The organism is Hafnia sp. CBA7124 (genome assembly GCF_002355555.1).
Lineage (GTDB): Bacteria > Pseudomonadota > Gammaproteobacteria > Enterobacterales > Enterobacteriaceae > Hafnia > Hafnia alvei.
In genome coordinates this window covers 3,719,614-3,736,131 of record NZ_AP017469.1, presented here as the reverse complement: position 1 = coordinate 3,736,131, position 16,518 = coordinate 3,719,614, and the positions used below count along the sequence as shown (strand labels likewise).

At 50.8% G+C, this 16,518-nt stretch carries 12 protein-coding genes; 10 read left to right on the top strand and 2 right to left on the bottom strand.

Translation table 11 applies throughout. The annotated features are described in order from the left end of the window. Window positions 1-2: 2 nt before the first annotated feature. The 3 genes from thrA to thrC are packed head-to-tail and all read left to right on the top strand — an operon-like array spanning window position 3 to window position 4,686. The gene (thrA, locus tag CPY98_RS17075; RefSeq protein WP_043495459.1) at window positions 3-2,462 is read left to right on the top strand and encodes a bifunctional aspartate kinase/homoserine dehydrogenase I; all 2,460 of its coding nucleotides are present in this window, start codon (window positions 3-5) and stop codon (window positions 2,460-2,462) included. A gap of 1 nt (window position 2,463) precedes the next feature. After that, on the top strand, window positions 2,464-3,393 hold the full coding sequence (gene thrB / locus CPY98_RS17070) for a homoserine kinase (protein ID WP_096388486.1): 930 nt from the start codon (window positions 2,464-2,466) through the stop codon (window positions 3,391-3,393). A 3-nt stretch (window positions 3,394-3,396) separates the two neighbouring features. Continuing rightward, window positions 3,397-4,686, top strand: a complete 1,290-nt coding sequence (gene thrC, locus CPY98_RS17065) for a threonine synthase (RefSeq protein WP_046448704.1) — start codon at window positions 3,397-3,399, stop codon at window positions 4,684-4,686. A gap of 50 nt (window positions 4,687-4,736) precedes the next feature. Here thrC and yaaA read toward each other — a convergent pair whose 3' ends face one another. Together yaaA and CPY98_RS17055 are read right to left on the bottom strand one after the other, a co-directional pair. After that, window positions 4,737-5,516: a peroxide stress protein YaaA gene (gene yaaA, locus CPY98_RS17060; protein WP_025801396.1), complete on the bottom strand. Its 780-nt coding sequence runs from the start codon at window positions 5,514-5,516 to the stop codon at window positions 4,737-4,739. Window positions 5,517-5,631: 115 nt separating this feature from the next. Continuing rightward, window positions 5,632-7,065, bottom strand: a complete 1,434-nt coding sequence (locus tag CPY98_RS17055) for a sodium:alanine symporter family protein (RefSeq protein WP_043495454.1) — start codon at window positions 7,063-7,065, stop codon at window positions 5,632-5,634. Between the two features lie 462 nt (window positions 7,066-7,527). On the opposite strand from CPY98_RS17055, the gene tal reads away from it, so the two are divergent. The 7 genes from tal to csiR all read left to right on the top strand — a co-directional run bounded on the left by tal (window position 7,528) and on the right by csiR (window position 16,318). Further along, window positions 7,528-8,481, top strand: a complete 954-nt coding sequence (gene tal, locus CPY98_RS17050) for a transaldolase (RefSeq protein ID WP_025801399.1) — start codon at window positions 7,528-7,530, stop codon at window positions 8,479-8,481. A 307-nt stretch (window positions 8,482-8,788) separates the two neighbouring features. Next, window positions 8,789-9,766 carry a glutarate dioxygenase GlaH gene (gene glaH, locus CPY98_RS17045; protein ID WP_096388485.1) on the top strand — a complete coding sequence of 326 codons (978 nt, stop codon included), beginning with the start codon at window positions 8,789-8,791 and terminating at the stop codon, window positions 9,764-9,766. A gap of 85 nt (window positions 9,767-9,851) precedes the next feature. Beyond that, window positions 9,852-11,111 (top strand): L-2-hydroxyglutarate oxidase, encoded by a 1,260-nt coding sequence (gene lhgO / locus CPY98_RS17040; protein ID WP_096388484.1) that lies wholly within the window; start codon window positions 9,852-9,854, stop codon window positions 11,109-11,111. Window positions 11,112-11,160: 49 nt separating this feature from the next. Beyond that, complete coding sequence (gene gabD / locus CPY98_RS17035) at window positions 11,161-12,609, top strand: NADP-dependent succinate-semialdehyde dehydrogenase (RefSeq protein ID WP_096388483.1); 1,449 nt, start codon at window positions 11,161-11,163, stop codon at window positions 12,607-12,609. 73 nt (window positions 12,610-12,682) lie between these two features. After that, a complete protein-coding gene (gene gabT, locus CPY98_RS17030; protein WP_040045431.1) occupies window positions 12,683-13,966 on the top strand; it encodes a 4-aminobutyrate--2-oxoglutarate transaminase in 1,284 nt (427 codons plus the stop codon). A 142-nt stretch (window positions 13,967-14,108) separates the two neighbouring features. Further along, window positions 14,109-15,509, top strand: coding sequence for a GABA permease (gene gabP, locus CPY98_RS17025; protein WP_096388482.1), 1,401 nt, complete (start codon window positions 14,109-14,111; stop codon window positions 15,507-15,509). 128 nt (window positions 15,510-15,637) lie between these two features. Next, window positions 15,638-16,318: a DNA-binding transcriptional regulator CsiR gene (gene csiR / locus CPY98_RS17020; protein WP_025801405.1), complete on the top strand. Its 681-nt coding sequence runs from the start codon at window positions 15,638-15,640 to the stop codon at window positions 16,316-16,318. Window positions 16,319-16,518: the final 200 nt, after the last annotated feature.

Genomic DNA, 16,518 nt, shown 5'->3' with positions numbered 1-16,518 from the left:
AAATGCGAGTGCTGAAATTTGGTGGTACCTCAGTGGCGAATGCAGATAGGTTTCTGCGCGTTGCTGACATATTAGAAAATAATGCCCAACAGGGGCAGGTTGCGACCGTGCTGTCTGCGCCGGCAAAAATCACCAACCATCTGGTCGCGATGGTTGAGAAAACCATTGCAGGGCAAGAGATACTGCCAAATATCAGCGACGCTGAGGCTATCTTTACTGATTTGCTGACGGGTTTGCAGCAGGCCCAAACCGGTTTTGACGCGGGGCGTCTGAAGCAGGTGGTTGACGCTGAGTTTGCTCAAATCAAACAGGTACTTCATGGCATCTCTTTGTTAGGGCAATGCCCCGACAGTGTGAATGCGGCAATGATTTGTCGCGGTGAAAAGCTCTCGATTGCCATTATGGCCGAGTTGCTCAAAGCGCGTGGCTATGGCGTAACCGTCATTAATCCGGTTGAAAAACTCTTGGCTCATGGCGGTTATCTTGAATCAACCGTTGATATTGCGGAGTCGACTCGACGTATCGCCGCTGATCCGATTCCAGCCGATCATATGGTACTGATGGCGGGGTTCACCGCGGGTAACGACAAAGGCGAGCTGGTGGTGTTAGGCCGCAATGGTTCTGATTACTCTGCTGCTGTACTGGCCGCCTGCTTACGTGCAGATTGTTGTGAAATCTGGACTGACGTAGACGGCGTTTATACCTGCGACCCACGCACTGTGCCCGATGCCAGATTGCTTAAGTCGATGTCGTATCAGGAAGCCATGGAGCTTTCGTATTTTGGCGCCAAAGTTCTTCACCCTCGCACCATCTCTCCCATCGCCCAGTTCCAAATTCCTTGCCTCATCAAAAATACCGCTAACCCTCAAGCGCCGGGAACGCTTATTGGACGCGAAAGTGGTTCTGACGGCCTGCCAGTGAAAGGGATCACTAACCTGAACAATATGGCGATGATTAACGTTTCAGGCCCGGGGATGAAAGGCATGGTCGGCATGGCGGCGCGCGTGTTTGCCGTTATGTCACGCAGCGGTATTTCGGTGGTGCTGATCACGCAATCCTCTTCGGAATACAGCATCAGTTTCTGTATCCCGCAAGGCGAGCTGGATCGCGCACAGCGGGCGTTGAATGAAGAGTTCTATCTGGAGCTAAAAGACGGCCTGTTGGAAGCGTTGGATGTGACCGAGCACTTAGCGATTATCTCTGTGGTTGGCGATGGTATGCGCACCATGCGCGGTATCTCAGCAAAATTCTTCTCAGCTTTGGCGCGCGCGAATATCAATATTATTGCGATTGCGCAGGGCTCTTCCGAACGCTCGATTTCCGTTGTTGTCAGCAATGATTCAGCCACTACCGCCGTGCGCGTTAGCCATCAGATGTTGTTCAATACCGATCAGGTTATCGAAGTCTTTGTGATTGGCTCTGGTGGCGTGGGTGGGGCTTTGTTAGAGCAGATCCACCGCCAACAGTCATGGCTGAAGAACAAACATATCGATTTACGCGTTTGCGGCATTGCAAACTCCCGCGCGCTATTAACCAATGTGCACGGTATCGATCTTGCCCGCTGGCAGGATGAATTGGCCGATGCCAAAGAGCCGTTTAATCTTGGCCGCCTGATTCGTTTAGTGAACGAATACCATCTGCTAAATCCGGTGATTGTGGATTGCACGTCGAGTCAGGCCGTTGCCGATCAGTACGCTGATTTCCTCAGTAACGGTTTCCACGTCGTGACGCCAAACAAAAAAGCCAACACCGGTTCAATGAACTACTACCATCAACTGCGCCAGGCTGCCGCAGGGTCACGCCGTAAATTCCTCTACGACACCAACGTAGGCGCGGGGCTGCCGGTTATCGAAAACTTGCAGAATTTGCTGAGCGCGGGTGATGAACTGGTTCAGTTCTCGGGGATTTTGTCGGGCTCTCTGTCGTTTATTTTTGGAAAGCTTGAAGAAGGGATGTCGTTATCTGCCGCTACGCTGGAAGCTAAAAAATTGGGCTATACCGAGCCCGATCCACGTGACGATCTGTCGGGTATGGATGTAGCGCGCAAGCTTCTGATTTTGGCTCGCGAAGCGGGTCATGTAATGGAACTGGATGATATCGACGTGGAGTCCGTGTTGCCTGCTGATTTCGACGCCAGTGGCGATACCGCATCATTCTTGGCGCGTTTACCTCAGTTAGACGATCTGTTTGCGGCACGCGTGGCTAAAGCACGTGAGAATGGCGCGGTATTGCGCTACGTTGGACAAATTGTCGACGGTCGCTGTCAGGTCAAGATTGTTGAAGCCGATGGTAACGATCCGCTTTATAAAGTGAAGAACGGTGAGAACGCGTTGGCGTTTTACAGCCGTTATTACCAGCCAATTCCGTTAGTTCTGCGCGGCTATGGTGCAGGTAACGACGTCACCGCAGCCGGTGTGTTTGCAGATTTACTGCGCACCTTGTCATGGAAGTTGGGAGTTTAATATGGTTAAGGTTTATGCACCGGCCTCAATTGGAAATGTGAGCGTGGGGTTTGACGTACTGGGTGCCGCTGTTTCGCCGGTCGATGGCCAGTTTCTTGGCGATTGCGTGAGCGTTGAAGCCGCTGATGCTTTTAGCCTAACGTCTAAAGGCAGCTTTGTGAGCAAGCTTCCGAGCGATCCTAAAGAAAACATTGTCTATCAATGCTGGGAGCGTTTTTGCCAAGCGATCGGACAAGATTTATCGGTCGCCATGGTGCTGGAAAAGAATATGCCGATTGGTTCAGGGCTCGGTTCTAGCGCCTGTTCGGTGGTTGCGGCGCTGATGGCGCTGAATGAGTTTGCTCAGCAGCCACTCGACCAAACCCAGTTATTAGCGCTGATGGGCGAAATGGAAGGGCGCATTTCAGGGAGCGTGCATTATGACAACGTGGCCCCGTGCTACCTCGGTGGTCTACAACTGATTTTGGAAGAGAACGGTATTATTAGCCAAACCGTTCCCTGCTTTGATGATTGGTTCTGGGTTATGGCTTATCCGGGAATTAAAGTCTCGACCGCCGAAGCGCGGGCCATTTTACCCGCGCAGTACCGTCGTCAGGACTGCATTAGCCATGGCCGCTATCTGGCTGGGTTTATTCATGCCTGCCATACCCGCCAGCCAATTTTAGCGGCTAAGTTAATGCATGATGTGATTGCCGAGCCTTACCGTACTCGCCTCTTACCTGGGTTTGCTCAGGCTCGTCAGGCCGCTCACGACATTGGCGCTTTGGCCTGTGGGATTTCGGGCTCAGGTCCAACGCTGTTTGCCATCTGCGATCGCCAAGATACCGCGCAGCGTATGGCGCAATGGCTGAAAGAAAACTATCTGCAAAACGACGAAGGTTTTGTTCACATTTGCCGTCTGGACAATGCAGGCGCACGACGACTGGGATAACGCATGAAACTTTATAATCTGAAAGATCATAACGAGCAGGTCAGCTTTGCGCAGGCAATTAAACAGGGGTTGGGCAAAAATCAGGGACTCTTTTTTCCCTTAGAACTTCCTGAATTTGAGCTGACCGAAATCGATAGCTTACTTGAGCAGGATTTTGTGACCCGCAGCGCGAATATCTTATCTGCCTATTTGGCGGACGAATTTGCTCCAGAGGTTATCTATAATCGCGTGAAAGCGGCTTTTGCGTTCCCCGCGCCGGTTGCACAGGTGGAGCCGGACATCGCCGCGCTTGAGCTATTTCACGGGCCAACGTTAGCGTTTAAGGATTTCGGCGGGCGTTTTATGGCGCAGATGCTACAGGAAGTGGCGGGCAATGAGCCTGTCACGATTCTGACCGCCACCTCCGGTGACACCGGCGCAGCGGTAGCTCACGCATTTTACGGCTTAGAGAACGTGCGCGTTGTCATTCTCTACCCTCAGGGAAAAATCAGCCCGTTGCAGGAAAAACTGTTCTGCACGTTGGGTGGAAACATCCAGACGATTGCTATCGACGGCGATTTTGATGATTGTCAGGCCTTGGTTAAACAAGCCTTTGATGATGAAGAGCTTAAAAACGCGGTGGGGCTGAATTCTGCCAACTCAATTAATATCAGCCGTTTGCTGGCTCAGATCTGCTACTACTTCGAAGCCGTAGCGCAACTGCCTCAAGAAGCACGTAACCAGCTGGTGGTCTCTGTACCTAGCGGCAATTTTGGAGATTTAACTGCAGGGTTACTGGCGAAATCTCTGGGGTTACCGATTAAGCGTTTTATTGCGGCGACCAACGCGAATGACACCGTGCCACGCTTTCTCGCCACCGGCGAGTGGCAGCCGCATAACACCGTAGCAACGCTATCGAATGCGATGGACGTTAGCCGCCCAAATAACTGGCCGCGGGTTGAGGAGTTATTCCGCCGCAAGATATGGCAGCTCAAAGAGCTGGCTTATGGGCACGTTTCTGATGATGTGACGCGCCAAACGGTGCGTGAAATGGCGCAGCTTGGTTATATCTCTGAGCCTCATGCGGCGATTGCCTATCGTGTTTTGCGTGACACTTTGCAGCCGGGAGAGTTTGGCCTGTTCTTAGGCACCGCGCATCCGGCGAAGTTTAAAGAAGTGGTGGATGAGATCTTAACTAGCGATCTGCCTTTGCCAGCCGAACTGGCAGAACGCGCTGATTTGCCTCTGCTTTCACATCAAATGGCGGCGGATTTCGTTCCGCTTCGCGCCTTTATGATGCAGTGGGCAAAGTAACCCATTGAAAATAAGTGATAAAAAAACCGGCGATAAGCCGGTTTTCTTTTTTACGCTTCGTGACGTTTAAAAATTAGTTCGCTGCCTGATTTATACGGCTTCTCTTCTTCGAAGAAATACCCTTCTAAATTGAAATCTTTCAATTGCTCAGGTTTGGTTAACTGGTTCTGAATGATAAAACGACTCATCAGGCCACGCGCTTTTTTGGCGTAGAAACTGATGACTTTAAACTTGCCGCCTTTCTCATCTAAAAATACCGGCTTAATCAGTTGCCCGTCTAACTTGGCGGGTTTTACGGCTTTAAAGTATTCATCAGATGCAAGGTTAATCAGCACGTTATCGCCTTGCGCTTTCAACTGCTGATTTAATTTCTCGGTGAGCAAATCGCCCCAGAAACTATATAAATCATTGCCTTTGGCGTTATGCAATTTGATACCCATCTCCAGACGATACGGCATCATCAAATCGAGTGGGCGAAGCAAACCGTATAGGCCAGAAAGCATGCGCAGATGCTGCTGAGCAAAGTCGAAATCTTGCTCGCTAAAGTCTTCGGCTTGCAGCCCTGTATAAACGTCGCCTTTAAAGGCCAGAATGGCCTGACGTGCATTTTCAGGCGTGAAATTTGGCTGCCATTCGGCAAAGCGCGCGGCATTCAGTCCTGCGAGCTTATCGCTGATTTTCATCAGGCTGCCAATCTGCGCCGGTGTTAATTCACGGCAATATTCCATGAGCTCAGCAGAGCGATCGAGCAGTTCAGGTTGAGTAAAGCGCGTTGTTGCCAGCGGGCTTTCATAATCCAGCGTTTTGGCAGGTGAGATAATAATCAGCATGGATTGATCCTGTTATGAGAGTTGTCTACTAATGTAACAAATTTAATCTTGAGAGGGGATTAATCAGTGCGATAGGGGCATCGTATTATACCGACGCCCCCTACTTTTCGGGGAACTACTCAGATTTCGGTTTATCCCAAATGCCGGGTTCAACCTGCTGCTGAATTTCAGGGTATTGGCTGATATCAAAGGTTGGCAAGCGCCCGATGCTTCGCTGGTGGTTATAATCTTTGGCCAATTTCAGCGCTACACCGGAGAGCAGTAAAATTGCGATCAGGTTAGTAATGGCCATCATTGCCATGGAAAGATCGGCCATTTTCCATACCAGCGGCAGTTCAGCGAGCGTACCAAACATCACCATGCCCAACGTACAGCAGCGGAACAGCATGAGACCGGCGGGATGGTTGTGTTCGAGAAAGACCAGATTACTCTCGGCATACGAATAGTTGGCGATAATTGAGGTAAAACCAAAGAAAAAGATGGCGGTAGCAATAAAGATAGAACCCCATCCGCCTACCGAGGAGGCTAGCGCTCGCTGGGTGAGTTCAATCCCGCTAATCGTGCCCGGCGCGTGGTCTAATGCGCCAGATGAAAGAATAATGGCCGCAGTGGCGCTGCAGATAACCAGCGTATCGACAAAAACACCGAACATTTGCACATAGCCTTGTGATGCTGGATGCGGTGGATAGGGTGCGGCAGACGCTGCAGCATTAGGCGCAGATCCCATACCGGCTTCGTTTGAAAATAAGCCGCGCTGAATGCCTTGCGTCATGGCCTGCGCGATTCCATATCCGACGGCGCCTGCGGCCGCTTCCTGCAAACCGAAAGCGCTTTTGAATATCAGCAAAAGGACTTCGGGCATTCGGCTCAGATTGTGCCCAACCACCCAGAATGCCAGCGCCAAATAGGCGATAGCCATAAACGGCACGACTAATTCTGCCGTTTTGGCAATTGAACGTAGTCCGCCAAAAATGATAGCGCCGCTGAGCAAAACTAAAGCAATGCCGACATAGAGCGGCTTAGTGCCAAAGGCAACGGCGGTAGCCTGAGCAATCGAGTTAGACTGCACGGCGTTAAATACCAAACCAAATGCGATGATTAAGAAGATCGAAAATAGAACGCCCATCCACCGCATGCCGAGCCCTTTTTCCATGTAATAGGCGGGGCCACCACGGTAATTTCCCTGATCGTCTTTGGTTTTGTATAACTGTGCCAAGGTGCTTTCGATGAAAGAGGTTGCCATACCAATCACGGCAACCACCCACATCCAGAAAACGGCTCCAGGCCCGCCTGCGGTAATCGCAATGGCGACGCCGGTTAAGTTGCCTGTGCCAACGCGGGCGGCAAGACTGGTGCATAACGCTTGGAAAGAAGAAATGCCTGAGCTGTCGGCCTTATTACTGTTCTTTAAAACCGAAAACATATGGCCGAAATGACGAAACTGAATGAATCCGGTTCGGATCGTGAAAAAGATCCCTGTGCCGATTAGAAGGTAGATCAGCACCGATCCCCATAATATGTTGTTGATAAAGCTAATTAGATCCGTCAAAACGTACTCCTAGTGTTCGATAACATGGCGTATGTGCCTAAAAGCACAACGCAAATTTCACCGCGCCGATAATATTTTTATAGTGATAACTGGGCTTTGGTGTTGCGCAACTGGCGCAAATTTTGGGTCTGAAAAAACGGCAAGAATGTAACATAAGTTTGAAAAACGATGGCGCTTTATTCTCATTGCCGCCCATGTGCCGTTTTTATCGGAGCCGAAAACGGTTGCCTGCCGTTTCTGCGTTAGAACCGATAAAAGTGATAGGTTTTATGACGAGTTTAGTGCATTGCGCAACAGTGGATGCGTGTTATTATCAGCTACAGGCACGTCATAAACCGCCAACAGTTCATGCACAATGGCGTTATTCACTTGAGAATATCCGTGTTATAGCTCGAAAAGTGACAAGCAAAACCATTGCTGCATCAATTCTGGTTTTATGCACCAATAATGGAAACGCTAAAAATGACCGATAAACTGACATCCCTACGCCAGCTGACCACCGTTGTGGCCGACACCGGCGATATCGCTGCAATGAAGTTGTATCAACCACAAGATGCAACCACCAACCCTTCTCTGATCCTGAATGCAGCACAAATTCCTGAATACCGTAAGCTGATTGATGAAGCGATTGCTTGGGCGCGCAGCCAGAGCAGCGACAAAGCTCAGCAGGTTGTGGATGCTTCAGATAAGCTGGCCGTCAATATCGGTCTGGAAATTTTGAAACTGGTCCCAGGCCGCATCTCTACCGAAGTTGATGCGCGCATGTCTTATGACACCGAAGCTAGCGTTGCTAAAGCTAAACGTCTGATCAAAATGTATAACGATGCTGGTATCAGCAACGATCGCATTCTGATCAAACTAGCTTCAACTTGGCAGGGTATCCGCGCTGCGGAGCAGCTGGAAAAAGAAGGCATCAACTGTAACCTGACGCTGCTGTTCTCCTTCGCTCAGGCGCGTGCTTGTGCTGAAGCAGGGGTATACCTGATTTCTCCGTTTGTTGGTCGTATCCTTGACTGGTACAAATCAAACACCGACAAGAAAGAATATGCGCCAAACGAAGATCCAGGCGTTGTATCCGTGACCGAAATCTACGAATACTACAAACAGCACGGCTATGAAACTGTGGTTATGGGCGCAAGCTTCCGTAACATGGGTGAGATTCTGGAACTGGCTGGCTGTGACCGTCTGACCATCGCTCCAGCGCTGCTGAAAGAGCTGTCTGAAGCTCAGGGCGACGTTGAGCGTAAGCTGAGCTACACCGGTGAAATCAAAGCGCGTCCAGCGCGTCTGACCGAAGCTGAGTTCTACTGGCAGCACAATCAGGATCCAATGGCGGTTGATAAACTGTCTGACGGCATCCGTAAGTTTGCCGTAGACCAAGGCAAACTGGAAAAAATGATCGCTGACCTGCTGTAATCAAGCAACTCAGTTTATAAAACCAGCCTTAGGGCTGGTTTTTTACATTTTAATAACACTAAATGTTCTCCCTTCATTTATATTCGAATTAAATTGTTTTATTTCATCACCTTAAACCATTCCTCCTAATTATCTCCGCATGCATATGTAAAATTATTGTGTATTGTTGATCACAAAAAATAAACATTTCTGCTTTTTTTATACGCAATTCTCCAAAATGTAGATATTTTTAAATTATGGCTACGAAATGAGCATGTCTGGAAATTGCTCTGCCGATAATAATTTTCTGCAATGAGGATACTTTCTGATGAATGCGTTAACCGCCGTAAAGCAGGATATCTCTGAAGGTAAAACCAAAGGGCAGGGCTTTACCGTTCGCCCGTCGGCACAGTCGCCACGCATGCTGGAACTCAATTTCGATGCTGCTACCACGCAACGTTTTTTAGAGCTGGTGGCTGAATGGCCCGTGCAAGCGCTGGAGTACAAATCATTCCTGCGTTTCCGCGTGGCGAAAATCCTTGATGAACTCTGTGGCAACCAGCTTCAGCCACTGCTGCTCAATACCATTCTGGCGCGGACTCAAGGTGCATTACTGATTGGCGCTGAGGGTATCGACCACGTCGAGCAGGCAGATGAGATGGTTAAAATTGCTACCGCGGTGGCGCATCTTATCGGTCGTTCCAACTATGACGCCATGAGTGGCCAGTATTATGCGCGTTTTGTAGTGAAAAACGTCGACAGTTCAGATAGCTATCTGCGTCAACCTCATCGCGTATTAGAGCTGCATAACGATGGCACTTTCGTGGATGAAGTGACTGACTATGTGCTGATGATGAAAATCGACGAGCAGAATATGCAGGGCGGCAATTCCCTATTGCTGCATCTGGATGACTGGGAGTCACTCGATAAATATTTCAGCCATCCGTTAGCACGTCGCCCTATGCGCTGGACTGCGCCGCCAAGCAAAAATGTTACCCAAGATGTTTTCCACCCAGTATTTGATGTCGATGGGCAAGGGCGTCCGGTGATGCGCTATATCGATCAGTTTGTTCAGCCAAAGGATTTTGAAGAAGGTAACTGGTTGAGTGAGCTGTCAGATGCGCTCGAAGGCAGTCGCAATATCGTTTCGGTTCCGGTTCCGGTCGGCAAATTCCTTTTGATTAATAATTTGTTCTGGCTGCATGGTCGCGATCGCTTTACCCCACACCCAGATTTGCGCCGCGAACTGATGCGTCAGCGCGGATATATCAGCTATTCCACCTCGCACTATCAGGCTGGGCAATAAGCTTCGGCTTCATTTTTGATTAACCGAGCGTGCTCTCGTTAGAGCCAGAGAGCACGCAAGAGAGTTTGAGGAAGGAATGAGCCGGATGTATGACTTTGTGATCGTTGGCGGTGGCATCATTGGGATGTCGACTGCCATGCAGTTGATCGGTGTCTACCCAGATGCCCGCATTGCTTTGCTGGAAAAAGAGAGCGGCCCGGCGTGCCATCAGACCGGCCACAATAGCGGCGTGATCCACGCGGGGGTTTATTACACGCCCGGAAGTTTAAAAGCCAAATTCTGTTTGGAAGGTAATCGGGCGACCAAAGCCTTTTGTGATGAAAACGGCATTCGCTATGACACCTGCGGGAAAATGCTGGTGGCAACGTCCGAGCTAGAAATGCAGCGTATGCGCGCGCTATGGGATCGCACTGAAGCCAACGGCTTAGAGCGTTATTGGTTGAGCGCGGAGGAACTTCATGAACGCGAGCCCAACATCGTCGGGCTGGGCGGTATTTTGGTTCCCTCCAGCGGGATCGTCAGCTACACCGAAGTCACACAGGCAATGTCAGATCGTTTCCGCGCCGCAGGGGGCGAGATCGTCTATAACGCAGAAGTTACCGCGCTGCGGGAACATGCGCAGGGCGTGATCGTAACGACGACGGCGGGTGATTATGAAGGCTCTAACCTGATCACCTGTTCAGGACTGATGGCAGATCGTTTGGTGAAAATGCTAGGTGTTGATCCCGGTTTTATTATTTGCCCGTTCCGCGGCGAATATTTCCGTTTAGCGCCGCAGCATAATCATATTGTTAATCATCTCATTTATCCGATCCCCGATCCGGCGATGCCGTTTCTCGGCGTGCATCTGACTCGCATGATCGACGGCAGCGTAACCGTGGGACCAAACGCCGTGCTGGCATTTAAGCGCGAAGGCTATCGCAAACGCGATATTTCACTGAGCGATACGCTGGAAATATTTGGTTCTTCCGGTATTCGCAGCGTGATGCGGCAAAACCTCAAATCCGGTCTGGATGAGATGAAAAATTCTCTGTGCAAAGGCGGCTATCTCAAACGTGTGCAAAAGTATTGCCCAAGTTTGACCAAGCAGGATCTTCAGCCCTATCCCGCCGGAGTACGTGCTCAGGCCGTTTCGCCCGATGGCAAATTGATTGACGATTTTCTGTTTGTGACCACCGCTCGCAGCATTCACGTCTGCAACGCGCCTTCACCGGCGGCAACCTCGGCGATTCCGATTGGCACGCATATTGTAGGCAAAGTTCAGGCGCTACTGGCAGGGCAAACCCATAACGGCCGCACTTTAACTGCGGCAATTAACGATAAGCCATCTTTGGCCACCGTATAAACGTCATCGAATAACAAAAGCTAATTTACTGATGAATAAGGAATTCACTATGCAACTTAATGACTCAACGCTTTTTCGCCAGCAGGCTTTTATCCAAGGAAAGTGGTGTGATGCAGAAAGTAAGAAAACTATCGAGGTGACAAACCCCGCTAATGCTCAGCTTTTGGGCACCGTGCCCAAAATGGGAGCAAATGAAACGCGCGCGGCGATTGAAGCCGCCAATCAGGCGTTGCCGGCATGGCGTGCGTTAACCGCCAAAGAGCGTGCGACGCTCCTGCGCCGTTGGTTTGATCTCATGATGGCTAACCAAGACGATCTCGCCAAGCTCATGACGCTAGAGCAGGGCAAACCGTTGGCTGAGGCCAAGGGTGAGATTGCCTATGCTGCCTCTTTTATTGAGTGGTTCGCCGAAGAAGGTAAACGCATTTATGGCGATACCATTCCAGGTCATCAGGCAGACAAACGCCTCATCGTGATCAAACAGCCGATTGGCGTTACCGCAGCGATCACTCCGTGGAACTTTCCAGCGGCAATGATCACGCGTAAAGCAGGGCCCGCGCTTGCCGCTGGCTGCACTATGGTGCTTAAACCTGCGAGCCAAACGCCGTTTTCAGCATTAGCTCTTGCGGAGTTGGCCCAGCGCGCAGGGATCCCCGACGGCGTTTTTAACGTGGTAACCGGCTCGGCCAGCGAAGTGGGAAATGAGCTTACGGGCAACCCGTTAGTGCGCAAACTCTCATTTACTGGATCGACCGAAATTGGTCGTCAACTGATGCAACAGTGCGCTAAAGACATCAAAAAAGTCTCGCTGGAGCTGGGCGGGAATGCGCCATTCATCGTGTTTGATGATGCTGATTTGGATAAAGCGGTTGACGGTGCGCTGGCCTCTAAGTTCCGTAATGCGGGACAAACCTGCGTGTGTGCCAACCGCCTATATGTTCAGGATGGGGTTTATGACGCTTTTGCTAAAAAGTTACAGGCTGCGGTTGAAAAACTCACTCTGGGCGATGGCTTAGCGCAGGGCGTAACAACCGGCCCGCTGATTGATGAAAAAGCGGTGGCGAAAGTGAAAGAGCATATTGAAGATGCGCTGTCGAAAGGGGCTCGCATTATCACCGGCGGCCAGCCGCACGAATTAGGCGGCAATTTCTTCCAGCCCACCATTTTAGTGGATGTTCCTGCGAGCGCCAAAGTCGCCAAAGAAGAGACTTTTGGCCCGTTGGCTCCGTTATTCCGTTTTAAAGATGAAGCAGACGTGGTTGCACAGGCCAATGATACCGAATTTGGCTTGGCGGCTTATTTTTATGCGCGCGATCTTAGCCACGTATTCCGCGTTGGCGAAGCGCTGGAGTACGGCATCGTGGGGATCAACACCGGCATTATTTCGAATGAAGTCGCGCCTTTTGGCGGGATCAAAGCCTCAGGCCTGGGCCGCGAAGGCTCGAAGTATGGCATCGAAGATTATCTCGAAATCAAATATATGTGCATCGGCTTGTAAAGAGAACTGATCTTACTTTTTAACACCAACAGAGCGGCATCAGCCGCCTACCCGAACACTGAGAGGACACCTGATGAGCACGAATAAAGAACTGATGCAGCGCCGCAGTAACGCCATTCCACGCGGCGTGGGGCAGATTCATCCTATTTTTGCCGAGCGAGCAGAAAACTGCCGCGTATGGGACGTCGAAGGACGTGAGTATCTGGACTTTGCCGGTGGGATTGCGGTTCTGAATACGGGCCATTTGCATCCAAAAGTGGTGGCTGCGGTTGAAGCTCAGCTGAAAAAACTGTCGCATACCTGTTTCCAAGTGTTGGCCTACGAACCGTATTTGGAACTGTGCGAAATCATGAACAAGCGCGTTCCGGGAGATTTTGACAAGAAAACGCTGCTGGTGACAACGGGTTCTGAAGCGGTAGAAAACGCGGTGAAGATTGCCAGAGCGGCCACCAAGCGCAGCGGAACCATCGCTTTTAGCGGCGCTTATCATGGGCGTACTCATTACACCTTGTCTTTGACCGGCAAAGTAAACCCTTACTCAGCGGGTATGGGATTAATGCCAGGGCACGTATTCCGCGCTTTGTATCCTTGTGAATTACACGGTGTCAGCGACGATGATGCGATTGCCAGCATTCATCGCATCTTCAAAAATGACGCTGCGCCGGAAGATATTGCCGCCATCGTTATCGAACCGGTGCAGGGGGAAGGGGGATTCTATTCAACGTCACCTGCCTTTATGAAACGCCTGCGCGAACTGTGTGATGAGCACGGGATCATGCTGATTGCCGATGAAGTACAAAGCGGAGCAGGGCGTACCGGAACGTTGTTTGCGATGGAACAGTTAGGCGTTGCTGCCGATCTCACCACCTTCGCGAAATCTATCGCAGGTGGTTTCCCTCTCGCGGGCGTGACAGGCAAAGCCGAGATCATGGACGCCATCGCGCCGGGCGGACTGGGTGGAACCTATGCCGGTAGCCCCATTGCCTGTGCGGCAGCCCTAGCGGTGCTTGAAACCTTTGATGAAGAAAATCTGTTGCAGCGCGCCAACGATGTAGGGCAGAAGCTGAAAGATGGCCTGCTCAATATCGCTGAAACTCATCCAGAAATTGGTGATGTGCGTGGTCTTGGCGCAATGATTGCGATTGAGCTGTTCGAAAACGGCGATGTGCATAAACCGAATGCCAAACTGACGGCAGAAGTGGTGGCGCGGGCGCGTGATAAGGGGCTCATCCTGTTGTCATGCGGGCCTTACTATAACGTGCTGCGTATTTTGGTTCCGCTCACGGTGAGTGACGCGCAGATCAAACAGGGTCTGGATATTATCGCCGAATGTTTTACCGAGGCTAAGAAAAACTAAGCGCAACGAGGTGCTTGTGGTTATGCGAGTAGCACCCGTCATAAAGGAAGTCTGATGGCTAAATAATAACAATGCGCGTGCTCCGGCGCGGGAATGCCGGAGCGCTCTCCCTAAGTGCAAAACTTTCGAGAGGGTTCGAATTATGGGTCAGATTGCAGAAACAAACTCGCTGGGAGGCGGGCTGAAGTCCCGCCATGTCACCATGCTGTCCATTGCTGGTGTTATCGGTGCTAGCCTATTTGTTGGCTCAGGCGTTGCGATTTCACAGGCGGGGCCAGCGGTATTACTGTCTTATCTTTTCGCCGGTTTGCTGGTGCTGTTGATTATGCGCATGCTGGGGGAAATGGCGGTGGCGTCGCCGGATACCGGCTCTTTCTCAACCTATGCCGAACGATCTATTGGCAAGTGGGCAGGGTATACCATCGGTTGGCTCTACTGGTGGTTCTGGGTTTTGGTGATCCCTTTGGAAGCCAATATCGCCGCTATCATTCTTAACTCATGGCTCCCTGTGGTGCCTATCTGGCTATTTTCATTACTCATTACCGTGGCATTAACCGGCAGTAATTTGCTCAGCGTTAAAAACTACGGTGAGTTTGAATTTTGGTTGGCGCTGTGCAAAGTGATCGCCATTCTGGCCTTTATCGTGGTGGGCGCGATTGCCATCACCGGATTTTATCCGCATGTTCAGGTCAGCGGCGTTTCTCGACTTTGGGATCACGGCGGCTTTATGCCAAATGGTTTTGGGGCTGTGATTAGCGCTATGTTGATCACCATGTTTTCTTTTATGGGGGCGGAGATCGTAACGATCGCGGCGGCTGAATCAGATACTCCAGACAAGCATATTGTGCGGGCGACCAACTCCGTGATTTGGCGTATTGCGATCTTCTATCTGTGTTCGATCTTTGTGGTGGTGGCGCTGGTGCCTTGGAACGCGCCGGAGCTGAAAACCGTAGGATCTTATAGCTCGGTGCTGCAAATACTGCATATTCCGCACGCCAAATTGATAATGGACTGCGTGATCCTGCTATCCGTCACCAGCTGTTTGAATTCGGCGTTGTATACCGCTTCGCGCATGCTCTATTCACTGAGCCATCGCGGTGATGCGCCAGCCTTTATGGGAAAAACCAACCGCAGTAAAACCCCTTATGTGGCGGTTTTATTGTCTACCGGCGCGGCGTTTTTGACGGTCATTGTTAACTACTATGCCCCGGCCAAAGTGTTTAACTTCCTGATTGCCAGTTCTGGCGCGATTGCGCTGCTGGTGTATTTAGTGATTGCGGTGTCTCAGCTGAGAATGCGTAAGATCCTGTTAACGCAAGGCAACGAACTCAAGCTTAAAATGTGGCTGTATCCCTATCTGACATGGACGGTGATCCTGTTTATCACCTTCGTGTTAGTGGTGATGATGTTTAGGCCAGAGCAGCGTATTGAAGTGGTTTCTACCGTGCTATTGGGGATTGGCATCATCTGCACGGTGCCGATCATGACTCGCTGGAAGGCGCTGTTTCAGTGGCAAAAACAACCTCAACAGAGTTTGAGGTAACGAAAGGTTTGCTAATAATCTTGATGCGCCGGTTCGGTCAGTACTGAAACGGCGCATTTTTGTATAAGAGATCCTGCAACTTTGGTAGGTTATTCTTTTTGCTTCGTGGCTATTTGGGAGCTATGCCTATGACCGCCTCTTTACCTTATTCAACGTTTGACGGTTATCAATGGCTGAAAAGAGACATCATCCGCGGTATCTATCAGCCGGATGAAAAGTTACGCATGAGTCTGTTGACGAGCCGCTATGGGCTGGGCGTCGGCCCGCTCCGAGAGGCGCTCTCGCAGCTGGTGGCAGAACATTTGGTGACGGTGGTTAGCCAAAAAGGCTATCGCGTTGCCTCGATGTCGCAGGCCGAGCTGCTCGATATTTTCGATGCTCGAGCCAATATGGAATCGATGCTGGTGCAGTTGGCGATTGAGCGCGGCAAAGACGATTGGGAAGCCGAGATCCTTGCGCGTTCCCATATGCTTGCCAAACTAGAGGCCAGTGATGCCAGCGAAGATTTGCTGGATGAATGGGATCAACGTCATCAGGCATTTCACACGGCGATTGTTGCCGGATGTGGATCGCAATACCTGCTGCAAATGCGTGCTAGATTGTTTGATCTCGCGGCGCGCTACCGCTTCATTTGGCTGCGTGAAACCGTGCTTTCCGTGGAGATGTTAGAAAATAAACATCATGAGCATGATGAACTGGTGAAGGTGATTTTGGCCCGTGATGGAAAGCGCGCCGGTGAACTGATGCGGCAGCATTTACTCACGCCGATACCGATTATTCAGGAGGCGATGGGGGGGAAGGGGGTATAAGTGTTTTAGATATGGGGTAAGTTACGTCCTCCTAAAACACTGAACTCTACATTTAAACCGTGCGGGCGTCCGACGAAAGGTTGCTAGCGCGCAACCTCTCAATTACTCATGCGCGAATATTTTTATATTGGAGTAAGTTACGTCCGCCTAAAACACCGAACTCCACATTTAAATCGTGCGGGCGTCCGTGTTAGGGGGCC